The organism is Polyangiaceae bacterium (assembly GCA_016715885.1).
Taxonomy (GTDB): domain Bacteria; phylum Myxococcota_A; class Polyangia; order Polyangiales; family Polyangiaceae; genus Polyangium.
The window spans coordinates 83306-109163 of record JADJXL010000024.1; the positions used below are offsets into that span (position 1 = coordinate 83306).

Genomic DNA, 25858 nt, shown 5'->3' on the forward strand with positions numbered 1-25858 from the left:
AAGAGTTTTACGCTGCGGATTCCGGGGCGACGTTCATTCCAGATGATCGATGTATTCCGCCGGCAAGCTCAGGCCAAGGTATGCCAAAGCTTCGCTGGCCTCCGTGAAGACGCCCACGGTCAATTCATCAACGCGCATATGTCGGGACACTTGGAGAACGCCGACCGCGGTCTGAACGATGATGGCAATTTTCTGAAAATCTCGAAGGAAGTGTTTTCGCAAGCGACCGAATTCAGCCTCGAATTCGGGATCGTTGCGTGCTGGTGCGCGGCGTGAATCGATGAACAGGACCGTCCGCTGGCGGGGAAGATGCGCAACGGCCTCGTCCAAGTCGTGGAACGTTTCGCGCAAAGCGTCGATGCTGGGATATTGCGTAGGAATGCGCGTGAGGACGAGCAATCGGCGGCCGAGGTCGTGTCGCAAGACCGCGTACGGATTGCGAAAGATTTCACGCGGGCCCATGCGAGTCGAAGGTACCCCTGTCACGTAATCACCTCGATGCGCTACAGGATCACGCATGTCCGCGCCTTTCCTCAACCGCTGCTACGCGGGACGGTACGTCCCCCCAGCACCTCGATGATACGACGCGTCGCAGCGTGAAGCCAGTCGAGCCGCCTCATAGAGCGGACACGGGCTGCACATTTGCCGGGCCTTCGTTGTAGGGATTGTTGACCCGCGGCGCAACGGGCGTGGTCACCAGATCCTCGCCGTTTCGGTGGTGAATCAGTGGCAAGAGTACATCGGGGCGGTGTTCTTCAGGGTCGAGCCACGTTGCATACGAATCGCGAGATAAAATGGCGGGCATTCGGTCGTGAATGGGCGCCACGATGGGATGCGGGTCGGTCGTGAGAATGGTGAATGTATCGAGCTCGACGGGTTGTCCATCGGACGCAACGCCTTTCCATCGAGCCCAAAGTCCGGCGAATCCCATGGGTGCGTTGTCGCGGCGATGAATCCAATACGGCTGTTTTTTGCCCCCGGTCTTTTTCCACTCGAAAAAACCATCGGCGGGCACGATGCATCGCTTCGATTTGAAGCTCGACCGGAATGCAGGTTTTTCGGCAACCGTTTCACTGCGGGCATTGATCATGCGATTGCCGATGGACACGTCATCGGCCCACGACGGCACGAGCCCCCAGCGAACGACATCCATTTTGGGCGGCGCAGCTTTTGCGAGCACTCGGACGATCGGGACGTTTTGCGTGGGCGCAATGTTGAATCGCGCGGAGAGCTCGGGAATTTCGAGCTCGGGAATGCCAAACATGCTGGCGAGCAAATTCGGCGCGACGTTGGTCAGGGTATAACGTCCACACATGCTGGTCGGGAACTTACCACAATTTCAAACCATCGCCCAACGACTCACTCGCGGCTTTGCCGAGCAGCCGAGCCGAAAATGGCCTTCGCCATGAGGCTCGTTTCACCCTCGGCACGTTTGTCGTAAATGGTCGCACGAACCATACGTACGGCTTCATCTTTCGGTGCCGCGCGATAGGCCATTTCGACGAGCTCCGTCGCCACGCGCAAGCTGCCCTGATTGGCAAGCACGAGCGCCCGTGCCGCAAGCTGCTCGGCGCCTCCCGCCATCTCCACGATCACCCGCGCCAAGTCGGCTTCGCGCGCCGGCTTCAAATGCGCAGGATTGCCATCGTACCAGCCACCATAAAGCCGCCAAATGTTTCGCACGATGAATTCGGGATCGTCATAGATGGGTCGCAGATACGGCCGTTCGAGCAGCCTTTTGTTCGGGACGACGCTCGCCAAAACCTCGTCGAGCGGGGCACCTTGATTCATGTAATCGAGCGTTTGTCCCACGAGGTCTTCCAAGAGCGCTGCGGTATCCGTCAAGGCTTGCTTCACGCGATGCGCGCCGATTATCGGGGGGCCGTGCCCGGGAAACAGTTTTTCCGCGCCGAGCTGATCCATTTTCCGCAATGCCGCCGCCCATTCACGCGGATACCGCTGCGCCTTTTGAGGATTACCACAATTCGGCGACGCCCAAATGAACAAATCACCCGTGCAAAGCGCCCGTTTTTCGGGAATGTACACCCACGTATGATCGTCGGTTTCCCCGAGGTCGTGATACAATTCGAAACGCACGCCGCCAATTTCGAGGACGAAATCGTCGCGATACACCATGTCCGGATCACGAAACGAGTCCGGGAAAATCGGCGCAGGCAGATTGAATTGCCGCTGATTGATGCGACCATTGTAGCCGTTCGTCAACAAATACCTGGCAAACCGAGCGCGCACATTTTCGTGCGCAATGACTTCGGGCAGCGGCAACCCCTTTGCCTTCGCTTCGGCATCGAATGCCAATATGCCAAACACGTGGTCCACATGGCCATGCGTATACACCGCCGCGCGCACGGGCGCCGCGGACATCTCACGCACCGCAGAATGCACCATACCCGCAAAAAAGGGACTCGACGTGTCAATGAGCACGAGACCATCCTTGGTCTCGACGACGGTCACGTTCGCAAATGCCGATACGAATCCAATCCCATCCCCCATGTCCTCATGACCGCCGAACGACATGGCCGGATGCACGTTGTAATCGCCCAGATCCCCGTTCCAAGCATTCTCGGCAAGGTCCCATCGCGGTGACACGTCCCATCGAGTTTTTCTCTCCTCGATGCAAACTTCTATCAGCTTTCGACCTATCCGGAAGCACCTATTTCTCACAAAACCGTTGGGAGTCGCCGCCCGTCGGCGCTAGCGTCCTTTCGATCTTCGATGCTGGGCCGATGTCCGAGCTCTTGCCATGTCGTGAAAAACGGCCTTCTCGGAATGGTCTCCGCGCTCGCGCTCGCATCGTGCTCGCCGACCGAGCAACCATCGAAGGTCGCGCCGCAACTCACGCGCCCTCCAGCAAGTGCGCGTCTGGATTTGCCGCCCGAAGGACCACCGCGGCTCTTTCACACCGCCATCGACGAAGCATTTTGGGTCAGTCACACGGCAGACCGCGATCGCCTGATCAGCAGCGGCGTGCGGCTCGAAGTGTCCCCAACGAACGGCGAGGTTTTCGCGGCTGCTTGGGACATCGATACCGAACTGAAGAGTGAGCCGCTCATCGGCGCATTGGAAGTCGCCCCGCACCTGGGAGGTGGATTCGTTCATTGGAGCAGAAAAGAATTGTTTCGCTCCGAAACGTTCACTGGACCCCTGCGGCCCGTCGCGACCAAAAGCACGCTCGGAACCGAAACCATTCGCGGCGCGCGTAACGGCCTCGATGGCGTCATCGTCTTCGGAGACAACTCGAACGCAAAACTCGTAGGAACGAAGGTCGAAGCACCGCCCTTCGTGGGCCTCGTGGATTTCGCCGCCCTGGACGACAAACGTGCCGTCCGCACGAACCTGCTCGGATCGGTCTACTCGACGATCGACGGCGGCAAAACTTGGCGCGATGCATCTGGCACGGCCGGAATTTCGCTCAAGCAACTGCTCGTCGAACCCGACTCGCTCAGCGTGGCGACGTGGCAAGGAAGGCTGCGCCTGGGCGCCGACGGCGACTTCGGTCCACTCGAAACGGTGTTTGTCGGGGCACGCAGAGGATCGAATTATTCGACGATTTTTCGCGGATCGCGCGCCGAAAACACGAATGCATGGTGGACCTGGCGTGAGATCGCTCCGGTTCAAGCTGCTGTGATAGGGGGAGCGCGCACGGACGAACGACATGCCGTGGCGTTTGCGACCGGCGCGATGGGCGAGGTGGATCTCGCGACGGCCGAGCTTTCCCGCTCGATCACCGATTGGCCTCAAGCGGGTTTGTCTTGCTCGGCCGTCGGTGGTTTTTCCGAGCCGCTCTTCATTTGCGGGTGGGACGTGTACCAGGGGTACGGCTCGTACGTGCTACGCGCCGAGCGCGGCAAGTGGCCTCCCGTGGTCGAGCGAGCCTTCAGTGACGACGGGTTCTACGTTGCCGACGAGCACGGCGCGTTGGGGTTTGTCGGCTCGTGCGGTTTGTCGCCACGGTACATGGACCCGAACGATTCGTCGCGCATGGAGATGGGCAACGAAATGAGCCGCATCACGCCGAAGTTTTGCGTGCGTCGCGGCCCAAACGACTGGATCGAACACGACGTCGACATCGAAGCCGACGAGCAGTTGCAGGCATGGGTTCCGAAGCGCGATGGCAATGCAGTGGCGCTCGTCATGAAAAACGAATCGGTGCTGCTGCCCGATCCGACGAACGATCCGAAGCGAGTGTCGACGCAAGGCGGCGTGCGAATCGTGCGAATTCCTCGAGAAGTCGGTGGGTTTTCCCTGGTACGACCCACGTGGAACCCGTACGGATCCATGGGTCGAGCGCCGGCAGGACCGCTCGTCGATCGCAGGCTGCATGCGCACGACGATGGGTCCGTTCAGGCGTGGTTTTCCGCGGCCAACAGCACCGATCCGAGCGCTGGGCTTCACGCCGGCGTGGTCATCGACCGTCGTGGCAACATCACGATGTTTGCGCCTCCAGCGCGTGTCGTGACGATGATTGCTACGGGCACGTATGGCTTGGCGCTGCTCGATGACGGAACGCTCGCCGAAACGCTCGATCACGGTCGCACGTATCGTTCTGGAGGTTCGTCGCCGCTGCCTTCCTCGGGCTTTGGAGGCTACTGCTCCGTGCTGGGATGCGTGATCGGGTCCATCACGCGCGTTGGATGGGGTACGCCTGCGACAAACCCTACGGTGCGCAGCGCAAGACTCGACGCAGAAGCGCCGCCCTCCCCTGCTCTACGTCTCGAGTGCTCGCGCATGGGAACACCCGAGGTCGTCGATGACTCGTTGCTGCACAAAACATCGCGTCTTGCGTGGTTGACTGGGACGGGTGATGCGATCTCGCTCGTACGCGAAGTCGAAAACGTCCCCGATGCGCCGCCGCAACGCGCGCCCCACATCGACGGTGATCCGCCGGATGCCGTCGCACCTCGAGCGAAACCCGCGCGTCCCACGACGAGGACGCAATCGTTGCTTTTTCGAGCGCCGTTCGATCCGGACGCCCTGCCCAAACGCCTCGATGCGACGAGCTCGGAGCTCGACAACGTGCGTCGCTTGGGGGTGATCCCGCTGCTCGGCAAAGACGGCGACGTGGGGCTGCTCATCATCTCGGACAAACACGAGCTCGTCGTGTCGGGCGAAGCGCTCACGCCGCTGCCACTTTTCGAAGCGCGCAGGTACATGCCCGACGACGGGCGTACGACACCAGGGTTGCTGCTGGCTCCGAATCAAGCGCTCATTTTGGGAGATATTCGACGCCGCATGGCGCTCGAGGAACATGGCATCGGGACGCAGCGCGCTCCGGTATTCCTCGCGCAGGAGCGTGACTCGTCCTCCCGCAAGCCGATGGCTCTTGCACGGCGTGACGACGGCACGGTCGGGCTGGTCGTGTGGGAAGGTTCTCCGCCGCGCATTGCCGCAGTCTCGGAGCTCGATGGTACTGCACGAGCGTTTGGCGACTTCTCGCCGCTTGCATCGTGGACGACGGCAACGATGGGCGACGACCCGCGTTGCAAGAAAGAGCGCGGATGGAACGTCCTCGTCCCGCTCGATCCAACGTCATGGTTTGACGTCAAAGCAATTGCGGCCGCGGGCATCGAGCTCAGCGGGGTCGGATCGATGCTGGTTCGATGGAGCGCCGAGCGCTTGTGCATCGATGCGATCGATGTCGGTGTCGCGACACGCATGGGCTACGACTGGCGTTACGACAATCACTTGGTGGTGCGCTTTCGGCCAAGCGGCAAGAAGCGTCGGGGCGGAGCGCTTCTCGCCGAAGGAACGCGCCGGCCCATCGACTGTCGATTGACAACGGCCGAGGTTTCGGGGCCATGAGGAAGCTGGTCCCGCTCGTCGCAACGTGTGCCTTGTGGTTTGGGCTGTGCGCCTACGCCAAAAGCAATCACTGCGCAGAAGGCCACGCCTCCCAAGACAAACCCACCGCTCGTCGCAACCGCCTCCAAGCCACCGCAATGGTTTGTCGAGGACGCTTCGTTCTGGATCGATCCGACCGAGTCGGGCATGCATCGCGGGGTTGCCGGCGTACGCTTCGAGACGCAGGGGCGACGCATCGTTGGTGTCGCAGACGAGCCCACGAACCTCGACGGCGCCCACAATGCGCCCCCTTGGTCCGCGCACGGAAAGGAGCCATGCCGGTACGTTTTCTGGCGCGACAACGAAGTGTTCGGCGCGGCAGAATGGCTTGGAAAAGCGCGATCCGTCGGTACCTTGCCTACGGCCGTTTACGGCACCTTCGATTGGCTCCGCGGAGTAGGGCTCATGTCCGCGAGCGGCATGTTCGTCGTGCAAGCAGAGACCTGCGCAGTGGACAAACTCGAGATCAAGAACGCCGCGGCCGCGTTTGCTTCGAGCACAGAGCGCGCGCTCGTGCTGACGGCGCTGGGCCACGCACGGCTGACCGTCGATGGAGCCAAGACATTCAGCGACGTGACGAACGAGCTACCCAGCGCAGTGCTCCTCGGACGTGCAGGCGGAGATCTGCACGTATCGACTGGCACCGACGAGCTCTTCGTCGTGAATGCGCAAGGCATCAGCCGTGCGGGGAAACGTCTCGAATACCGACCGCACAACGAACCTCCGCCGGATCCGGAAGATCGCTGGCCTGCGGAGCACGGCACGACTTCGCCACTCGAAGCAGCCGTGACGAATGGACTGCTTTTGCCGAGCGGGGAAGCACTTGCCGCCGACGGTGGCCTCGTTGCACGTGTCAGTCTCGAGACGGGTCGAGCCACGGAGATCCTGCGGTTTGGTTCGGAAGGTGAAACGTGCATGCCGGTTGCCGTGAGCGACCGCGCGCTCGTCGTGTGTGAAGTCGGCAGACGCGCAAGCGTCATCGATGCGGGTAGCGGGCAAGTCGAGCGATCGTTTGACATCGAACGAGAGGTCGTTTGGGACAGGTTCGTCGCGGTCGATGGCGAAGCGCTCGGATTCATCGGTTCGTGCGATGGGCGAAATCCCGCGCCGCCCGTCGACGTGGTGTCATCCGCTTCGGCTGCGAGTGCATCGACCCAGCGCAGCCCAATCTTTTGTGCACGTACGACTTCGGGCACGTGGGTCGAACACACGCTCGAAGCAGCCGATGCGACCGATCTCCTCGCGTGGATTCCGCGATCGGATGGCGGTGCAGTTGCGCTCGTCGCCGTACCAGGAACGTTCCTTCATGGCGTGGCAAGCGTCGAAACGCGCGGGAGCTTGCGCGTCGTGCGCGTGGCGCGAAATGCGCCGCCGCTCGATGTCTCCACGTACATGTACGAAACCCCGAAGCTGGTTTCTCGAGCGCTGCGCGTGCTTCCAGATGGCAGCATCGAAGGATGGCTGTCGTCGGGGCATAGCGCAGCGGGGCAGATGGCCATCACCATCGATTCTGCCGGCCGCGCGCGGCAACACCCGCTACCTGCGAGAACGTCGACCTTGGCGGCATCGGGCAGGTTTGCCCTCGTGCGTACGGATGACAATCGGTACTTCGAATCGACCGACTTTGGACGATCGTTTCAACCGATCGATCCTCCACCGGGTCGGCAATCGGAACCGGTGGCCGCGAGTGCCGTGGGAGGCCAAATCGGATCGCTGCTTCGCATCGGTTGGGGCGCGCAGACGCAAGCGACGCCGCCCGAGCCGACCGCAGTGGAGCACACTCCGATGTTGTCGCGCCGCATTCCTCCCGTCGTTCGTCTTGGTTGCCGTTTTTCCGGACCACCTGCATCGAGCCGAATTTCCGACGGGTTTGGCCTTGGTTTTACCAAGACCCCCATGCCGCAAATGGCCCCCGGCCGAATCTCGTTAGCGGGCGCGTTTTACGTCCCGTGGCGAAACGTTCCGCACTCGCTTGCAGGCAACGCGGAGTTTGTCTTCGTGCCACTGCTCGACCTGGCCGCTCCCGTGCAACGCGCATCGGTGCCGCTCTCGCGACTCGAAAGCAACGAGCGCATGTCCTACGAAATCCGACTGGGTTTCGTGCTCGATGGGACGACCGCGTGGCCCGTCGCGGCGGAACGATTTTCTCGTTGCCCCGCAGCGCTCGTCGACGAAGCGGGTTTGACGGTGCCGTTTGGCGAGTGTGTCGACGACCCCACGGTAGGCGTCGCGGTGGATGGCCGCGTTTTTTTCATGCATGCCGAAACGACGAACACGACGCGGGGTCGAGCCACGATCAAGATCTCGACGGCTGCCTTGACAGCCGATCGTTCAGGAAAAACCAACCGACGCGGGACGAACCTAGAACCGCTCGCAACGCATTACGTCTCCGTCGGCATATATCCGTACAAATACGCGGCGGGCGTGCGCGGTAAAACCCCCGTGCTCGTGGCCATCGATGCGGCGGGCAGCGCAACTCTCGCGCCCATCGATCCCGCGCGCGGAACGCTCGGGCCGGAAGAAACGCTTGTTTCGCTCGACAAACTGAAACCCGGTAACGATGCACAATGCTCGGAAGCGCCGGACGACGTGCGCGTTTTGTTCCCGTTCACTTCGGAGATCGGGCTTGCCGCGAAGGGGCTACCCGGCGTTCGTGATTCCGAACATGGGGGCCTGGCGATCATTCGCTGGTCGAGCCGCCGAGCGTGTCTCGATGCGATCGACATGAGCGTGCACGACGAAAGGCACGAAGCCGACTTTTCGCTTCACATCGCGCAAGGTCCGGTGCGAAAGCTCGTAGCTCGTTTCGACAAACCCCATCAAGGCAAAGGAACGTTGGCGATCATCACGTATGGCACCGAAGTCCGGCAGCCAGTCGTGTGCGAAGGAGCGTCGCCGTGAGAGGCCGCGGGGTTTTTCTGGGCAGCATGGTCGTCGCAGCCGCCGCTGGGGCTTGCGTGACGCAAACCAAGCAGGTTCGCGTCGACAAGACACCTGCTGCAGTTGCTCCAGTAAAACCGAAAGCCCTCGAGCCCGTTCGTCCCGCACGGTTTGTTCTGATGAACACCGTGGGCGTGATGTACGACGAAACGGGTGAAGGATCGCCGATTCGCTCGCGTGACAACGCCATCGTTGCGGGAAAACGGCTCGTGCTCGATGGCGGCACGATCGTCGAATCCGCTTCATTTCCCGATGAGCTCGCGGGGTTTCGATCGTTGCCCTCACGCCTTGGCGGTGGGTACGTCATCTGGTCCCGCGAGCACGTCTACCGTGCATCTACGTTCCTCGGAAAACTCACGCCGTTTGCGAACATCGGCGCGCGGGGCGGCGTGCGGCCTTGGTTCGATTCGTTCGTCCTGCGCACGGAGATCGGGCCGCTCGAAGTGAACCCTCGATCCCTCGAGGTTCGTCGCACCGAACTCGCGCGTTTTTCCGAAATGATTTCCCTCGATGGAAAGATCGGTGTGCGCACCGCTCCGATCGGGCGCATGGAGGCGTCGGTCGACGGAGGTAAAACATTTCGACCCCTCGGGTTCGACGACGGAACGAAGCTTGTCGGCCCCACGCCAGGGCCTTCGGACGCGCTCGTATTTCGCCGTGAAACGTCGAGCGAGGGGTTGGGCATGCGCGATGGACGGCAACCGAGCGACATGCGCGTGCTGAATGCATCGGGAGCGCTCGTTCCATTCGATCCGTGGGCACATCTGCCGCTCACGCTCACGCCGCAGAGTTTGTCCGCACCGCCCGAAGAACCGGCCCTCACGCGGAATTTTGCGCCGGCAGAGCTTGGGCAAGCCGTCGTTGTAGGAGCGGTCGTTCCGGGGAATCGGATCGTGTTCGTGCGCGAAACGTCGCTGCGTGTCCTTTCGGCAACGACGGGCGAATTCATTCAGGATGTGCCGTTTTCGCTCGGTTCACACGACTTCGGACGTTGCCAACCGATCATGCTTGGCGAGGACTTGTTTCTCGCGTGCACGCATGCGTCGGGTGCGCACTTGCTCGCGCTCCGAGGGACCCCGACGACGGTGGAGCTCGAGGCGACGTTTCCCGAGCCGAGCGGGTTTGTCGCGGGACTGGGGCAACGTTTTGCGTTCCTGGGCCGTTGTGGCTCGACGCCGCCGACGGTGCGTGACTTTCCCGGGTACGCATCCGCGGATGAAGCCGCAGATGGAGGCGAGCCCGATCCGAATGCTCCGCCACCTCCGCCCGATCCTGAAACGACGCCGGAACCGCCGCCTCCGGGTCCGCGTGACGAAGCTGCGGTGTGTGTGCGCTTGAAGGACGGCACGTGGGTCGAGCGTCGTATCGAGGGACTACGCGACCGTGACAAAGCGTTTTTCTTGCCAGACGACGACGGCAACGTGACCGTCGTTTTGTTCGACAAACCATCCCTGGACAAACCCACGACGAAGGCGTCCGAAGGCGTGCGCTTCATTCATGTCGACCCGCATGAAACGGGCTTCAAAAGCTCGAGCTTCTTCGTGCCTTACGTGCCATCCGACCCCAAAGTGCGAACGATCTTCCGCGACGTGTGGCTCGATGAAAAAGACGGATCGGTGCACGGGTGGGAGGTGCAATGGCCCGAAGACGAAGAACGATCGGCCATGGAAGTGCCCGACGACGGACCTGTGATGGGTACTGCGGGCATCGAGGCGCGTGGGCGAATCGTTGGCGTGCAAATCAAGCCCGACGGAACCCTTACGAAGCACTCGCTTCCCGATGCCGTCGACACCGTGGTGGTGAGCGGGCCTTACGCGGTTGCTCGAACCAAGGCGGAGGACGGGCCAAAGTATTACGAGTCGGTCGATGGTGGGAAAACGTTTGTCCCGGTCGCGGTTCCCGTTCCTGGTGAGTTCATCGAAAGCGCGGGGGGCGAAATCGAAGGGTGTTCGATCGCAGGGTGTGCTCTTGGTGGGGGCCTCGTGCGGCTTGGTTGGGGCGATGGTTCTTCCGGAACAACCGCATCCGCGAACGAGGGCGAGTCGATCGACCTGGATGCTTTGACGGCCAACGTTTTCGATCCGCACACGCTGGTTCCGCCGAAGCCAATCAAGCAGATCCATTGCCGCGTGGAAGACACGGGCGTCGCCTTCGACAGGGCTGCTCCGTCCGCCGTGACGACACAGACGCGCGTCGAGGTGAACGTAGGAAGCGTGGTCGATCGGAAGTGGACGGCGCTTGGAACCACACCGTTCGAGCTGCGGCCGCCGCATCAGGTGCTCTTCGAAGACGTGGATGTTCGCGACCTCAAGGGTGAAGGCGTGCCCGTGCTCCGTTCGACCGCGACGAACCCCGTTGGTCTCGTTTTTCGCGCCGACAACCATCGCTTCGACCTTACGCCTGGGCCGAAGCGCAAGCCGGTTGCCGTGGCGCCGAGAGGTACCATCGCGGCGGAGATCGATCGTGATACGTTTGTCTTTTTCGACCCTCGAAGCGGCGAATTGCACCTCGTGAAAGGCTCGACTGCGCGACAGGTCATGGACATCGACGAAGTTGCAGACGTGACCCATGCAGGCCTCACGCTGGCGCGACGTGCGACAACGGGGCCGGATGTGCTGGCGCTGGCGATCGTGCAGTCCGGCTCGGGCGACATTTTGCTGGGCGATCTCGACCTGGGTCGCATGGTCGTCGGTCCTTTGCGCGTCGTTGGAAACATGCGGAAGCTCGTCACGGGCCGTTCCTGCGTGCGTACCCCGCGTGATTATCGAATGGTGATACCCGACGGCGCAGTGTTGGAGTTCGAGCCTTCGGAGGGGCGCGGGGGTCTGTCTGGCTCGAGCCTCATCACGGTCGGTTCCGGGGACGCGTGCCTCGAGGCCACCGAATTCGAGCTCCCATTTCGAGGCATGGCGGTCGTTCGTTTTTCCGAAGGTGGTCCTGACGGCTTCCCCGCGATGGTGCACGAGCGCGGAAAGTCGCTTCGAGCACGCTGTGTTCGCAAGTAGGCGTGATACCTTCCCTTCCATGCGCAACGCGTGTGGTTTTTCTCGGGTTTGTCTTGGTGTAGCAAGCTTGTTTGCAGCAGCGTTTGGCTTTGCTGCATGCGCGGCGCCGAACTATCCCGATCGTCCCGACGTGGCGAAGGCGCAAGCGGGGTGGTGCGAAGCGCTGGCAAAGTCGGCTGGATCGGACGCGTCGTGGGATCGGATGAGCGACTGCAAGGGCGCGTCTCCGGCTGCGTCTCCGGCGTACATCGCGGGCATGGCGAAGTGTTATGCCGAGCGGTACGAAGAGGCCAAGAACGCCAAGGATGCCGCGGCTGACGATCGCAGCCTGCTCGTTGCGGAGTGTCGCGACAGGGTGCTCATCGAGCTGCCGGCATCGAGTCCTGGGATGGACGAGCTCATCGGGGCGAAGTGTGAACGCGCCGTGAGGTGCGAGAAGAACGTCACGATGGACAATTGCAAGCAGACCATGATGAACCTCGAGCCGGCGCAACTGGCGATGTTCACGACGGTGTACAACGGAGCCGCGCTGCACGAAGTTGCCCGGTGTTTGTCGAGCGGGTGCGAAGAGAACGAAGAAGAGGCGACGACGAAGTGTTACGAAGACGTCAACGAACGGCTTCTCTGGTTCCCATGAAGTCTCTTCGCGGACGGCGAATCCTGATACGTTGTCCGGTATGAGCTCAGTTTGCATGTCATCCGCGCCGCGCCGTGCGGTGCTCCTACGCGCGTTTTTCACGGCGATCGCGTTGGCGTTCGTCTTGTTCGTACCGTCGCATGCGTTCGCGGTCGGTACCGTTACTTTGACCACCCGAGAGCCCGAAGAGTCGGATGGTAGGTGGAAGCTGGCCTTCACGATCAACTACGGGAGCAAGCCGCACATTGCGTACATCCCGATGATCTTCAGCTTTACGCCGACGATGCTTTACGAACGATCGCTGACCGATCAGTCCCCGGAAAAACCGGTCATCACGCGAATCCCGCTGCAGAACCAAATCAGCATGAACGAGAGCATGGACGTCGGGTTCTCCAACGCGAAGGGCGAGATCTTCACGACGACGAAGTTCGACTTCGTGATCAAGCGCGCGAAGGGTTTCGAGGCGGGTGAATACGATCTGAAGATCACGCGTGCAGATGACGGCGCGACGATGGGTCAGGTGATCAAGCTGAAATTGAAGGGGGAAAACCCCATTGTCGATCGCCGGGCAATCGTGTTTGCAGGCGAAAAGAAAAAGAAGAAGCCGGAAGAAAAGACGGAAGAAAAGACCGAGGAAAAGACGGAAGGCGAAGGAAGCGACGCGTCGTCTGCTTCGTCCGACGACGCTTCGAGTGCGAGTGAAACGCCGACGGAAGCTCCTCCGGCGACGCCGCCGAAGCAGGGTGGATGTGGATGCCGCATGGCGGATGCGCCGGCCGGATCTTCATCGGCGCTTGGTCTGCTGCTTCTCGGTGCGGCATTTGCGTGGCGAAGGCGCGTTCGCAATTGAATCCGCGCTTTGCAGTTTCCTAGGAGACTCGAGGTCCCGGGAAATGCACTATTCCTTCTAGCTGCCTCACTTCCATCGCTAGCGCGCGCTTTTCCGTGGTATCCTGGGGCTTGCTCGCCCGCATGTCTGGGCGACGGAACACCCATCGGAGTACGGCATGCGTAGACGCTTTGCATTCCTTGGTCTTGTCTCCACGCTCGGCGTGGGCTTTCTGGCCTACGGTTGTAGCGGAACGGGCGATCGCACGAACTTCACTGGCGGCTCCGCGGGCGACGGCGGTAGCTGGACGACGTCGTCGGGCAACGCCGGTGCAGGCGGGGACGGCGGTTGCTTCTTGAACTGCACGGGAGGCGGTTCTGGACAGGGCGGCAACGGCAACGTTCAGCAGCTCATCATTTCGCCGACGAATCCGACCCTCAACGTCGTCGATGCCAACATTCCAACGCAAGGCTTTACGGTCACGACGCAGGCCGGCGTCGACGTAACGGCGAGCGTGCAATGGGTGTACGAACGCCCGGACATTGGGGACATGACGGGCGGGACGTTTACGCCAACGGGCCAAGTTGGTGGCGTCGGCGTGCTGACGGCGAAGTATCAGATGGCCGAAGCGTCGACGAACGTGACGGTGTCGGTGAAAACGACGAACAATTCAGCGGGTATCGGGCCGGCCGAAATGGCGGCATTCGACAATCCCACGCTCGGAGCAGATCCGGGAACGATCGTTTATCCGTACAACGAAACGGTTTTCCCGCTCGGCGTGCTCGCGCCCGAGGTGCAAATCAACAACGTTCAGGGCGGCGTCTACCGGCTGAAGGTCACCGAAAAATACTTGGAATACGTCTCGTATTTCAATGCGAATACGCCAGTCAGGCATTTGATTGACCAGAAAGCGTGGGAAAACATCGGCGCATCCGGAACGGGTTCCATCAGCGATCCGGTCACGGTGCAGATTTCGCGATTGCAAGGTGGGCAGGCGTATTCCCCGATGACGCACACGTGGCACATCGCCCAGGGCAAGGTTCGGGGCGCGATCTATTATTGGGAATTGCCGGGCGTCTGTCCGAATGGATCGAATGACGGCAAGATTCTCAAGATCAAGCCGGATTCCGCGACGCCCGAGGAATTTTTCTTCCCGGGTGAATGCTGGGGCTGTCACACGGTCAGTCGCGATGGCACGAGGATGATGGCGACGCTCGATACGCCATTCCCCTTCCCGCAAGTGACGATCGACCTCACGCAAACCCCGGCGCAATATAGCTCGATCACCGTCAACACCGGCTTGCGTGGCACGTTCGGTGCCTACAACAACACGGGCGACAAGCTCATCGTCAGCAATGACGATTCGGGGCAGAACAACCAGAACAAGATCTTGCGCATCGTGGACGCGGCGAATGGCGCCGTGCTCAACGGCAATGCAATGGGCAACGGTTGTATCGAACCGGCGTGGTCTCCCGATGGTATGAAGCTCGCCGCCATTTGCGGCGCATCGGGCTTTGGTTGGGGCTTCGATGCAAACACCGGACACCTCGCCGTCGCCGACGTGGCTGCGGATGGTTTCACGGTCGGCGGGGTGACGCAGATCGTGCCGCAAGCAGGTGCACAAGGCCGCCCGGCGTATCCGAGCTTCACGTCGGACAGCGCGTACATCGCATTTGGTCGGCCGACGAGCGGCTCGCGCTCCACGGGCAATGGCGACCTTTGGCTCGTCAAACCCGACGGCAGCGACCTCAAGAAACTCGGAATCGCAGCGAGCGACAACAAGAGCTTCAATCCCGTTTTCGCGCCTCAGCGCGCAGGCGGCTATTATTGGCTCGTGTTCATTTCTCGCCGCGACTACGGCAATACGCTCGTGGGCGCGAATCGCCAACAATTGTGGATGACGGCCATCGACGATCCGCCGACGGCGGCGGATCCGTCGCATCCGCCTTTCTACATTCGCGGTCAGGAAGGTTGTGGTCTCAGCGAAAACGCCTACATGGCCAAGGAGCCTTGCAAAGTGCAGGGCGAAAGCTGCGTGACGGGTGCCGATTGTTGCGAAGGGCAATGCGTCAAGGATCCCGGCGGCAGCGGCATGTACATTTGTGGCGAGCCTCCGCCTCCAGGCACGTGTTCCGAGATTGGCAACGCATGCACGACGGCGGCCGATTGCTGCGCCCCAGATGCGCTCTGCATTGACGGCTTCTGCTCGCTGCCCGTCCCGAAGTAATTCCGCCCTGAAAAACTTTACGAGCGCCGGGCAAACCATGTTATACGGCGCTCGTCATGCCCCTTCGTCCCTCCAAACTCCGCACATTCGCCTCACGCCTACGTCTCGCTCCGCTCGCCCTCGCAGCGCTCTTGGGCGCCGCGTGCGAGCAGCCGCCTGCGCCAGCTCCGACGACCGCTCCCGCGGCCAGCGTGAGCGCCAAGCCGGCTGCGCCGACGGTCGACGAAGCAAAAGCGTTCGTCGCTCGCGTCGACACGGACTTGAAGAAGCTGTGGACCGCTGCGGCGCGCGCTTCGTGGGTGAACCAGACGTACATCACGGACGACACGGTTGCGCTCGCGGCCGCAGCGGACGAAGCGACGATGGAGTTTTTGGGTCGCGCGGTTGGAGAAGCGAATCGTTTCGACGGGATGAAGCTCCCCGACGACGTTGCGCGGCAGATCAAGCTGATCAAGTTGTCGCAAACGCTGCCGGCGCCACGTGACGAAAAGAAGCGTTCGGAATTGGCTGGAATTGCGGCATCGATGCAAGCCGATTACGGCAAGGGCAAATATTGTCCGGCTCGTCTCGAAGGCAAATGCCTGAACTTGGACGAATTATCGAACATCATTGGAACGAGCCGTAAATACGACGAGCTTTTGGATGCGTGGACGGGCTGGCACAGCATTTCGCCGCCCATGCGCGAGCGATATCAGCGTTATGTGGAGCTTGGCAACGAAGGCGCCAAGGAGATGGGTTTTCCCGATATGGGGGCTCTCTGGCGTGCCGGTTACGACATGACGCCGGAAGAATTCGAGGCCGAGGTGGAGCGGCTGTGGACGCAGGTCAAACCGCTTTACGACGAATTGCATTGCTACATGCGGGCGCGGCTGCGCAAAGAATACGGCAATGACAAAATCGGCGACAAAGCGCCGATTCCCGCGCATTTGCTGGGCAACATGTGGGCGCAGGATTGGTCGAACCTGTACGACCTCGCGGCTCCATACCCCAAAGAGAGCAAATTGGACGTGACGAAGGCGCTCGTCGACAAGAAAATCGAGCCCAAAGAAATGGTCAAGATGGCCGAAAAGTTCTTCACGTCGCTCGGCCTCGACGAATTGCCCAAGACATTTTGGGAGCGATCGCTCTTCACGCGTCCGCGCGATCGTGATGTGGTTTGTCACGCCAGTGCGTGGGATTTGACGTACGGCGGTGACATCCGCATCAAAATGTGCATCGAGCCCAAGGAGGACGATTTCATCACGATTCACCACGAGCTCGGGCACAACTACTACTACGTGTACTACTACAAGATGCCCGTGCTTTTCCAAGCGGGTGCCAACGACGGGTTTCACGAGGGAATCGGCGACACGATTGCGCTCAGCGTGACGCCGGGGTACCTCAAGACCGTGGGGCTGCTGGACGAAGCGCCGCAAAATGAAAAGGCGGACGTCAATTTCCTGATGAAGCAGGCATTGGCGAAGGTAGCGTTTTTGCCGTTCGGCAAGCTCATCGATCAATGGCGGTGGGACGTATTTTCAGGAAAAACCGCGCCGGCCAAGTACAACGAGGCGTGGTGGACGCTGCGCAAGAATTATCAGGGCATTGCGCCTCCCGTGGAACGAACGGAGAAAGACTTCGATCCGGGGGCGAAGTACCACGTGCCCGCGAATACGCCTTACATGCGATACTTCCTTGCGCACATCTATCAATTCCAGTTCCACCGAGCGCTCTGCAAGGCGGCGGGTCACACGGGGCCCCTGCATTCGTGTTCGATTTACGGCAGCAAAGCGGCCGGGGACAAGCTGAAGGCGATGCTGGCGCTCGGCGCGAGCGTGCCGTGGCCGAAGGCGCTGGAAGCGGTATCGGGCGAATCGAAGGCGGACGCGACGGCGATATTGGATTACTTCGCGCCTCTGCGGAAGTTCGTCCAGGAACAGAACAAAGGGGAAACGTGCGGTTGGTGAAGGCCTAGAGCGTGTTGAACAGGAAATCGCCCACAGGTATCTGTTCAACACGCTCCAAGGCGGAGACTACTTCAAATCATCCGCCGTGATCGGCAGGCGCCGAATACGTTTGCCCGTCGCGGCAAAGACGGCATTCGCGACCGCCGGCGCAATCGGCGGCGTCCCAGGCTCGCCCGTTCCTCCCGGCGCTTCGCCGCTCGGAACGACGTACACCTCGATCGCTGGTGCCTCGTCCATTCCAATCAGCTTGAAGTTGTGGAAATTCGCCTGCTTGACCTTGCCCTCTTCAATGCGAATGGAGGACTTGAGCACCGCGGTCAGACCAAAAATGATCCCGCTCTCCATCTGCGCTTCCACAATGCCGGGATGCACGAATTCACCGCAATCGACCGCGCAAATGACTCGGTCGACCTTGACCTTGCCACCAGCGACGGTGACCTCGGCAACTTGCGCGATGTAGCTACCAAAACTGTGATGCACGGCAACGCCACGACCACGACCCTTTTCGAGCGCCGTGCCCCAACCAGATTTGTTCGCGACGACTTCGAGCACGCGCTTCATTCGCGGAGAATCCGCCAATAACTTTCGGCGATACTCGACCGGGTCCATCTTGGCCATCGTTGCCAATTCGTCGAGCAGGCTTTCCTGGACAAACGCATTCGTCGAATGCCCCACGGAGCGCCAGAAACCAACGGGAACTCCTTCCTGTCGATGGTATTCGATTTTCAAGTTGGGCAGTGCATACTCTTCACCAAGTCCCTCGACCGATGATTTGTCAATGCCATCCTTGAAGTTTTGCGGGAAAACCCGAGCCATGACGGAAGCCCCGACGACCTGGTATCGAACGGCGAGCGGCATTCCATCGGCGCCCAGAGCAGCTTTCACCGCGCTGTACGTCGCGGGCCGATAATAATCGTGCCGAATGTCGTCCTCGCGCGTCCAGACGACTTTGACGGGTCCACCAAACTGTTTGGATGCCTCGATCGCCTCCAGGACGAAGTCCATCTCGAAACGCCGGCCAAAACCACCACCCAAATACGTCGTGTGCACCTTGATGGCCTTCGGTTCGAGGCCCGTGACCTTGGCAGCCACCATTTGCACGATTCCCGCAGCCTGATGCCCCGCCCAAATGTCGCATCCATCGGCACGTACGTGCGCGGCTGCATTGAGAGGCTCCATCGGCGCGTGCGCTTGAAACGGCTGTTCGTACGTGACTTCGAGCTTCTTTTTGGCCTTTTTCCACGCAGCATCGAAATCGCCCTTTTGCTGAGCGACGAGGCCCGGTTTCTTCACGAGGTTCTTGGCGTCTTCGAGCAGTTTGTCCGTCGAAACCGCCGCTCCAGCTCCCGGATCCCACGTCACGGTGAGCGCTTCGGCGCCTTTTTTCGCAGCCCAGAAGTTATCGGCGACGACGGCAATGCCCGACGAAATCTGAAAAACCTTGCGCACGTTGCGTACGGCAAGCGCCTTTTCAGCGTCGAATTTCGCTACTTTGCCCCCAGGCACCGGCGACCGCACGACGACGGCCGTTTTCATGTCCGGCACCTTCACGTCGATCCCGAATTGAGCTTTCCCGGCACCTTTGGCGCGCGCATCGATGCGCTGAGGGCGCGTGCCGATCAATTCGTGCTGATTACGCGCTGCAAGCGGCGGATCTTGCGGAACCTTTTGTTTTGCCGCAAGCTCGACGAGATCTCCATAAGGAATTCGCTGGTTCGTCTTCGCATGGAGCACATGCCCGGTTTCGGTCGATAGTTCGTCCGCCGAAACCCCGAGTTTTTCCGCGGCCGCGGCGACGAGCATCATGCGTGCGGCAGCGCCCGCTTTGCGCATGGGCACCATATCGCCACGAATGGTGGTGCTGCCGCCCGTCGCCTGCATCCCGAAAAGCTTGTTTTTGTACGCAGGATCGGCCGGTGCCCATTCCGTCTTCACGCTGGAGAGCGCGACGTGCAATTCTTCCGCGGCAAGCATCGCGAGGGCCGTTTCCACGCCCTGCCCCATTTCGGCCTTGTCAATGACGACCGTGACGGTGCTATCGGGCGCGACGCGAATCCATGCATCCGGGACAAACGGAGCCTTGGGCGCCTCGACCTTCGCCTCCTGCGGCTTTTCATTCGTCGCGACCTTGGGCGGGAGCGTGGGCGCCGTAGATTCGCAACCAATGGCAAATCCCGCGCCCGCACTCATGACGAGCCCCAAGAAGAAACGCCGGCTGACACCTTGTTCCATCGTGTTTCGATGCTCGGAGGCCATGGCTCATCCACCTTTCTGCGCGGCCGCGTGAATGGCCCGACGAATGCGAGGGTACGTGCCACAACGACATAGATTACCACTCATGGCCTTGTCGATATCGGCATCGGTCGGTTTCTTGATTTGCGTTAGAAGTGCCGCCGCAGCCATGATTTGCCCAGGTTGGCAATATCCGCATTGCGACACGCCTTCCTCCATCCACGCCTGCTGCACGGGATGATCGCCGTCCTTCGACAGCCCTTCAATCGTCGTGATTTTCTTGCCCGCTGCTTCGGCCGCCGAAACTTGACAACTACGCGCTGCTGCGCCGTCGATGTGCACCGTGCATGCGCCACACGAACCAATCCCACAGCCGTATTTGGTCCCCGGAAGGTCCAGGACATCGCGCAAAACCCATAACAACGGCATGTCGGGATCGTCGCGATAGGTGCGCTTTTCTCCGTTTACATCCAAAACGATGTCTTTCTGCTCCACCGTCCTCTGCCTTTCCATTCGAAGCAACGTCAGTTGTTCAAGAACCCGCAAAGCGAATTGCCCGGGCAGCACAAATCATAACCGCCGGCAATCTGCTTTGTGTGTACACAAACATACGATCCTTGACTGGGATAATAATATGCCCAGAAAAAGCACATTTCGTCGTTTGCGGATTCGCCAAAACCCACCTGCTGATCGCTCGTGTTGTTGTATTCGCACGTGAAGCGAAACCCGCCGCCCTGCGGAATGGCAAAGGGCGGATCGTGCATCACTGTCTCCGGTTCGCTCCAAAGCCATCCCGGCACATCGTACACCGATTTGTCCGGGCCATCTTTGGTTTCCGCCGCGGCGACGGTGACGTTGGTGCCATATTGATGCGTATGACCCGTGATTCCGAAAAAGTTCACGCCGAGGAGATCATCCGGTATATTGAAGAATGTGGGACCGAGCGTATTTTTCGAATGCGGGGCGATGTTGATGTCGGGGTTGCCGATGAACAAGAAATCCGCCTCGTGCTCGTAGTCTTTCGCAGGAATCGTCACGAACGTGGACTTCGCCGACACTTCGAGCGGCGCGGACGTGGTATTGATGTAATGCATTTCGAGACGCACCATTTGTCCCGCAGGCATGGAAAATGCCACACCCTTTGGAAGCGTCAACGTCTCTTCATGCTTTTGCGTGACCATGATCGTCGAACCCTTCGACGGGTCGAGCGAATCGAGAAACGGCGTGCAATCGTACGGATCGAGCTTCTCCTCGGTATCAGCCGTGCGATAAATGATGAGGTGATGCGAGCCCGCCGGCAGCGAATTGTGAATCTGATGCACACGAATGAGCTCGTCATTGCCAAGGCGTTTTACAATGCATTGCGTTCGCTCGGTTCCAGGCGCAATCGTGAGTGCAGGGAAGTCCACGATGTACGTCGACGACGTGAGCTCGCCTTCGATGGGCTTGTTTGCCGCATCATCGACGGACGAACCGCACCCAAGGGCCAAAACGCAGCAAAATCCGGCTGAAATTCGCATAATAGCCACTCCCGTTGCCGACAAGGAACCGCTCCAACACGCGGCAGTCAGGCTAGCCTGGAATCTCCGTGCTTGTCCACTCCAGATTGCGCGCCGCTGCCGAGATTCGTTACGCCCGTCGAAACGCGCGCCGCACGGCCAGCTCGAGCTCGGCGCGATGCCGCTCGACGCTCTCGAACAACGACAACTGCCCCTGACCTCGAAGAAGGTTGTGTTCGCCACGGGCGGGAAAACGCTGCGCGTCGAAGCCAAAGTACCGCTCGTGAAGCGCGTCGGCCAAAAATCGCGCCGAAAGAATCACACAAATCGTCGCGAGGCCCGAGACGAGCGCTTCCATTTCCTCCACCGAAACAAGCTCGCCACCCGCCGCGATGTCACCATATCCAGACAATGCCGCGACGAACGTATCGACATTGACCGCAGACAGTGCCTGATCCTCGCCAGCCGGGTTCGTCCACGACCGAAGCGCGTCGCCCATTTCGAATGGCCAAATTATACGGCCCAGGGTATCGAGATCGACCAAACAATGGCCAATTCCGTCGCGAAATAACAAATTCGATATTTTCAGATCACCATGCGCATGACGCTTGGGCAAACTCGACAAATCCGGTAATCCTTCAGCAATTTGCCATATTCGATCGGAGAGCCTCGATACGTCGTCGAACAATCGATGTCCAGGGTGCTCGACCAATGCACCGCGCAAAACATCAAAATGGCGCCGAGCATCATGGACGCCCGTGCGCACGTGCCGATATTCGTAATCGAGGTCCGCGACGGCCAAGTGAAATGTGGCCACGAGCTTGCCAGCTTCGCGCGCCATCTCGGGCGATGCAATGCGATCGAACGCCTGTCCCTCGACAAATGTAAGTGCGCGCCAAATGCCGACCCCATCGTCGACCCATAACCGTCCCGCGTCCGTTCGCACCGGCCGAGGCGTGGTCAAACCCTTGGATTCAATGTGCGCGGTAACGGCATCGATGTCTTCGTTGACCGATCCGCCAAACACCGGATGCAATCGCTGCACGATGACAGGACCTTTTCGCCCATCGACTCGGTACGTGCGATTGATGAGGCCTCCGCTTTGAACCGTCACGGGCTGGCCCGCGAGATCGCGATAGTGGGCGAGAACGGAATCGGGAATGGAGGCAAGGGTGTCGCGCATGCTAAATATAGGATATTTTTACGATTTCCAGTTCCAGTGCACCCGCCGGCCTTTGCACGACGACGACGTCGCCCACGCGTTTCCCAAGCAAACCATGTCCGACGGGCGAGCGCCAACTGATTGCACCGGATTTGCTATCCGTTTCGTCCTCGCCAACGATGCGATACACCGCCCGGCGTTCTTCTTCGTCGAGCACCTCGACCGTGGCGCCGAAATACACCTTATCGCTTTTTTGCGCTTTCGGATCGACCACGACGGCGCTTTCGAGCCGTTTGGTCAGGTAGCGCATGCGCCGATCGATTTCCCGCAGCTTTTTCTTGCCGTAAATGTATTCCGCATTTTCACTGCGGTCGCCCTGGGCGGCGGCATCGGCCACTTCCTGTACGACGCGCGGACGCTCGACGGACCTGAGCCGCCCGAGCTCTTCGGAGAGACGTTTTGCGCCATCAGGGGTGATGTAGTTGGGGTTTGCCATGATGAAAGGTGTTGGTCTCGACAGCCAGCAGCTTAGTGCTGTTCCGGCGGTTTTCCACCTTTTTTGCCAGCCATGACCTTCTGAAACGTTTCCTTGTCGATGGCCTTTTCGATGGCCACGTCGGGCGTGATGGTGCCCTTGTCCACGAGCCGCTCGAGCGACATGTCCATCGTCTGCATGCCTTGCGATTGGCCGACCTGCATGATGTTCGGAATTTGATAGGTTTTACCTTCGCGAATCATCGACGCGAGGGCGCTGTTGCCGATGAGGATTTCGTGGGCCGCGACGCGTCCCTTGCCATCCGCCGTCTTCAGCAATTGCTGCGCCACGATGGCCACGAGACTTTCGGCGAGCATGCCTCGCACCTGCGGCTGTTCGTCCGCGGGAAACGCATTGATGATGCGATCGATCGTCGCCGCCGCGCTGTTCGTGTGGACGGTGCCGAAAACCAAAATACCGAAGCTCGCGAGCTGCAATGCAAGCTTCATGGTTTCGTTGGTCCGAAGCTCGCCGATGAGAATGACGTCGGCATTTTCACGTCCTGCATTACGAATGGCCGCGGCAAACGAAGGCGCATGTTGCCCAACCTCGCGATGCGTGACTTGCGACTTTTTCGACGGATGGACGAATTCGACGGGGTCTTCGATGGTGAGAACGTGTGCCTCGCGCGTCGAATTGATGTGATCAATCATCGCGGCGAGCGTCGTCGATTTACCGCTGCCCGTGGGTCCGGTGACGAGGATCAAACCATTGCGCTTGTCGGAGAGCTTGCGAATGACAGGCGGACAGCCAAGATCGTCGAGCGTGAGTATTTTCGTGGGGATGATGCGGAATACGGCTCCAAGACCCGCGTGCTTGTACAAGTAATTCGCACGAAAACGCGCCTTGTCCCCATATTGATACGCGAAATCGAGGTCGAGCTCGCTCGTGATCTTGCCGTGCTCTTCGGGCGTCGTGATCTCGAAAAGAAGGTTCTCCATTTCCTCGGCATCCATGGGCGTGTCGCGCAACGGCACGAGCTCGCCACGAATGCGCAAGAGCGGAGGATAACCAATGCCGAGGTGCAAATCGCTGGCTTTGCGTTCCAAAAGCTCGTCGAAAAAACGGTCGATGCGTGCCATCACGAGCCGCCTTTCTTACCAAAAAGTGCCCCCGCTCGACCAAGAAGCCCCTTCGCAGCCGCCGCGGCGCTCGCTGCAGGATCGGGCGCGGAAGCTGCCAACTGCGGGGGTTTTACCGCGTCCGCGACGATGGGCGGCGTCGCCGCCACGCGCTTTCCAGAAAGCGTCGCTTCGAGCTCCTCCGCGTTGTCGGCCACGAGAATCGCATCTTCAGCCGATACTTTGAACGTATTGACCAATTCCGCGAGTGAATCATCCAATCGGATGATGCCAAACCCTTTGCCGCGCTGCTGCAAGCTGGGAATTTGATACGTCTTGTTGTCTCGAATCAAATTCCAAAGCGGCACCGATCCCGGTAAAATTTCAGCCGCCGCCACCATGCCCGGACCATCCTTGCGCGGCAATAAACGCTGCGACACGATGAGCCGCAATCCACCCGCAAGCGTCACGCGAACTTGCGCCTGATCCCCCGGCGGAAACAAATCAATCAATCGATCGATCGTCTTCGCAGCGCTCGGCGTATTCATCGTGCCCAGCACGAGATGCCCCGTTTCACTGGCCGAAAGCGCCATTCTCACCGTCTCCGTGTCGCGCAATTCGCCTACGACGATGACATCAGGATCCTCACGAAGCGAACCCTTCAATGCCGCCGCGAATGATTTTGTATTGGTTCCCACTTCGCGTTGACTCATCATCGCTTTTTTGCGAGGGTGAATGAACTCGATGGGATCTTCGACCGTAATGACGTGGTGTGTCGTATTGGAATTGATGATATCGACGATCGCGGCCATGGTGGTCGTTTTCCCATGCCCCGTGGGTCCCGTGATGACGATGAGCCCCTGGTGATGATGGGTGGCATTGCCAATCGCCTCGGGCAAACCGAGCCCTGCTAGCGTCGGAATGTCGTTCGGTATGATGCGAAATGAACCCTTGAGGCCCGTGCGCTGGCGCGTCACGTTCACACGCGCTCGACCAATGTTCGGCGCCTGAAGCGCAAAGTCGCACGACCCATCCCGCTCGAAATGCGGAAGCAGGCGCGGCGGAATGCGCGGCATGAGAATACGTTCGAGCAGCTCCGGCGCAATGGGTTCACCTCGAGGCACCAAACGACCCGCGAGACGAAATAGCGCCGGACGCCCTGCAACGAGATGCAAATCGCTCGCCCCTTCGCCGCGCGCCGCAAGGAGCACGTCGTCAATCGAATCGTCGATGCGAAATTCGATGCGTACCGGGGCTCGACGTGGCGGCGGAGCTGAAGCCGCTGCCGCCGCGGGCCGATGGTCCGTCGCAAGATCCACGATGAACGGGTCGGCGGGCGCGCTTGGCAGCGGAGCACCAGCCGGCGGAGCCTGCGTCGTCGGCGGTGCCATTCGCGCTTCGAAGTCGAGCTCGAACGTTGGAGCACCAAGGTCCACGGCAGACGGTGCAGCCGATCGCGTGGACGGCGCAGAGCCCGGCGCGGAAGGAACGGGAGACGACGCTGGTCCAAAGAGCGCGGGCCCCGATGAAACAGGCTGAGCGCTCGATGGTCCAAGCATGTCATCCGCAGACAAATCGATCTCGAACGATCCCGATGGATTCATCGCAAGGGGAACGTCCTTGAGGGGCGACGCGACGCCCACATGCGCCACGGCAACGTTTTGCGCAGGCGATGTGAGCGGCAGGCTTCCAGCAGGCGCAAGCGATGCATCCGCGAGCCCGGATTTCCGCTCCGCTTCGGGGTTCATCCGGGTGAACCGAGCTTGCACGGCGCCCTTGACGAGCACGGCAGCCACGGCGACGGCACCAACGCCTTCGACTTTGCACGCCCACGTGAGCGGCTTGTTTCCAAGGTTGTCGACGTGTCGCGCACCGCCGGCGACCATGAGCATCATCAGGATTTCGTCGGTCGACAGGATCGTGCGA

At 60.5% G+C, this 25858-nt stretch carries 17 protein-coding genes; 7 read left to right on the forward strand and 10 right to left on the reverse strand.

From position 1 onward, the window contains the following. Positions 1 to 33: 33 nt before the first annotated feature. The 3 genes from IPM54_34875 to IPM54_34885 form a co-directional block, all read right to left on the reverse strand. Entirely contained in the window at positions 34 to 519 is a 486-nt protein-coding gene (locus IPM54_34875) for a hypothetical protein (GenBank protein ID MBK9264953.1), read from the reverse strand. Positions 520 to 616: 97 nt separating this feature from the next. Continuing rightward, positions 617 to 1315: an SOS response-associated peptidase gene (locus tag IPM54_34880; GenBank protein ID MBK9264954.1), complete on the reverse strand. Its 699-nt coding sequence runs from the start codon at positions 1313 to 1315 to the stop codon at positions 617 to 619. Positions 1316 to 1359: 44 nt separating this feature from the next. Beyond that, complete coding sequence (locus tag IPM54_34885; GenBank protein ID MBK9264955.1) at positions 1360 to 2607, reverse strand: MBL fold metallo-hydrolase; 1248 nt, start codon at positions 2605 to 2607, stop codon at positions 1360 to 1362. Positions 2608 to 2766: 159 nt separating this feature from the next. Between IPM54_34885 and IPM54_34890 the strand changes: the two genes are divergently transcribed. From IPM54_34890 to IPM54_34920, 7 genes are all read left to right on the forward strand, one after another. Beyond that, entirely contained in the window at positions 2767 to 5820 is a 3054-nt protein-coding gene (locus IPM54_34890) for a hypothetical protein (protein ID MBK9264956.1), read from the forward strand. A 39-nt stretch (positions 5821 to 5859) separates the two neighbouring features. Further along, positions 5860 to 8760, forward strand: a complete 2901-nt coding sequence (locus tag IPM54_34895; GenBank protein ID MBK9264957.1) for a hypothetical protein — start codon at positions 5860 to 5862, stop codon at positions 8758 to 8760. Next, positions 8757 to 11804 carry a hypothetical protein gene (locus tag IPM54_34900; protein MBK9264958.1) on the forward strand — a complete coding sequence of 1016 codons (3048 nt, stop codon included), beginning with the start codon at positions 8757 to 8759 and terminating at the stop codon, positions 11802 to 11804. Before IPM54_34895 ends, IPM54_34900 begins: the two co-directional genes overlap by 4 nt. 19 nt (positions 11805 to 11823) lie before the next feature. After that, the gene (locus IPM54_34905; protein MBK9264959.1) at positions 11824 to 12441 is read left to right on the forward strand and encodes a hypothetical protein; all 618 of its coding nucleotides are present in this window, start codon (positions 11824 to 11826) and stop codon (positions 12439 to 12441) included. 55 nt (positions 12442 to 12496) lie between these two features. Further along, positions 12497 to 13291, forward strand: coding sequence for an MYXO-CTERM sorting domain-containing protein (locus tag IPM54_34910; GenBank protein ID MBK9264960.1), 795 nt, complete (start codon positions 12497 to 12499; stop codon positions 13289 to 13291). 157 nt (positions 13292 to 13448) lie between these two features. Then, positions 13449 to 15497, forward strand: coding sequence for a hypothetical protein (locus IPM54_34915; protein MBK9264961.1), 2049 nt, complete (start codon positions 13449 to 13451; stop codon positions 15495 to 15497). 56 nt (positions 15498 to 15553) lie between these two features. After that, positions 15554 to 17443 carry a M2 family metallopeptidase gene (locus IPM54_34920; protein ID MBK9264962.1) on the forward strand — a complete coding sequence of 630 codons (1890 nt, stop codon included), beginning with the start codon at positions 15554 to 15556 and terminating at the stop codon, positions 17441 to 17443. A 66-nt stretch (positions 17444 to 17509) separates the two neighbouring features. On the opposite strand, the gene IPM54_34925 is transcribed toward IPM54_34920, so the two are convergent. From IPM54_34925 to IPM54_34955, 7 genes are all read right to left on the reverse strand, one after another. Continuing rightward, the gene (locus IPM54_34925; GenBank protein ID MBK9264963.1) at positions 17510 to 19699 is read right to left on the reverse strand and encodes a xanthine dehydrogenase family protein molybdopterin-binding subunit; all 2190 of its coding nucleotides are present in this window, start codon (positions 19697 to 19699) and stop codon (positions 17510 to 17512) included. A 3-nt stretch (positions 19700 to 19702) separates the two neighbouring features. Continuing rightward, on the reverse strand, positions 19703 to 20188 hold the full coding sequence (locus tag IPM54_34930; GenBank protein ID MBK9264964.1) for a (2Fe-2S)-binding protein: 486 nt from the start codon (positions 20186 to 20188) through the stop codon (positions 19703 to 19705). Between the two features lie 11 nt (positions 20189 to 20199). Further along, on the reverse strand, positions 20200 to 21195 hold the full coding sequence (locus IPM54_34935) for a hypothetical protein (GenBank protein ID MBK9264965.1): 996 nt from the start codon (positions 21193 to 21195) through the stop codon (positions 20200 to 20202). 109 nt (positions 21196 to 21304) lie between these two features. Continuing rightward, entirely contained in the window at positions 21305 to 22357 is a 1053-nt protein-coding gene (locus IPM54_34940) for a phosphotransferase (protein ID MBK9264966.1), read from the reverse strand. Between the two features lies 1 nt (position 22358). Next, positions 22359 to 22832, reverse strand: coding sequence for a transcription elongation factor GreB (gene greB / locus IPM54_34945; protein ID MBK9264967.1), 474 nt, complete (start codon positions 22830 to 22832; stop codon positions 22359 to 22361). 32 nt (positions 22833 to 22864) lie between these two features. After that, positions 22865 to 23953, reverse strand: coding sequence for a type IV pilus twitching motility protein PilT (locus IPM54_34950; GenBank protein MBK9264968.1), 1089 nt, complete (start codon positions 23951 to 23953; stop codon positions 22865 to 22867). After that, positions 23953 to 25680 carry a PilT/PilU family type 4a pilus ATPase gene (locus IPM54_34955; GenBank protein MBK9264969.1) on the reverse strand — a complete coding sequence of 576 codons (1728 nt, stop codon included), beginning with the start codon at positions 25678 to 25680 and terminating at the stop codon, positions 23953 to 23955. The genes IPM54_34950 and IPM54_34955 overlap by 1 nt, the downstream gene beginning before the upstream one ends. Positions 25681 to 25858 lie beyond the last annotated feature (178 nt).

What these genes read in the sequence shown, in the direction of transcription:
- IPM54_34875 (MBK9264953.1), bottom strand. Translation starts at nt 519, where the DNA reads ATGCGTGATCCTGTAGCGCATCGAGGTGATTACGTGACAGGGGTACCT.
- IPM54_34880 (MBK9264954.1), bottom strand. Translation starts at nt 1,315, where the DNA reads ATGTGTGGACGTTATACCCTGACCAACGTCGCGCCGAATTTGCTCGCC.
- IPM54_34905 (MBK9264959.1), top strand. Translation starts at nt 11,824, where the DNA reads ATGCGCAACGCGTGTGGTTTTTCTCGGGTTTGTCTTGGTGTAGCAAGC.
- IPM54_34910 (MBK9264960.1), top strand. Translation starts at nt 12,497, where the DNA reads ATGTCATCCGCGCCGCGCCGTGCGGTGCTCCTACGCGCGTTTTTCACG.
- IPM54_34915 (MBK9264961.1), top strand. Translation starts at nt 13,449, where the DNA reads ATGCGTAGACGCTTTGCATTCCTTGGTCTTGTCTCCACGCTCGGCGTG.
- IPM54_34920 (MBK9264962.1), top strand. Translation starts at nt 15,554, where the DNA reads ATGCCCCTTCGTCCCTCCAAACTCCGCACATTCGCCTCACGCCTACGT.
- IPM54_34925 (MBK9264963.1), bottom strand. Translation starts at nt 19,699, where the DNA reads ATGGCCTCCGAGCATCGAAACACGATGGAACAAGGTGTCAGCCGGCGT.
- IPM54_34930 (MBK9264964.1), bottom strand. Translation starts at nt 20,188, where the DNA reads ATGGAAAGGCAGAGGACGGTGGAGCAGAAAGACATCGTTTTGGATGTA.
- IPM54_34935 (MBK9264965.1), bottom strand. Translation starts at nt 21,195, where the DNA reads ATGCGAATTTCAGCCGGATTTTGCTGCGTTTTGGCCCTTGGGTGCGGT.
- IPM54_34940 (MBK9264966.1), bottom strand. Translation starts at nt 22,357, where the DNA reads ATGCGCGACACCCTTGCCTCCATTCCCGATTCCGTTCTCGCCCACTAT.
- greB (MBK9264967.1), bottom strand. Translation starts at nt 22,832, where the DNA reads ATGGCAAACCCCAACTACATCACCCCTGATGGCGCAAAACGTCTCTCC.
- IPM54_34950 (MBK9264968.1), bottom strand. Translation starts at nt 23,953, where the DNA reads ATGGCACGCATCGACCGTTTTTTCGACGAGCTTTTGGAACGCAAAGCC.
- IPM54_34955 (MBK9264969.1), bottom strand. Translation starts at nt 25,680, where the DNA reads ATGAACCCCGAAGCGGAGCGGAAATCCGGGCTCGCGGATGCATCGCTT.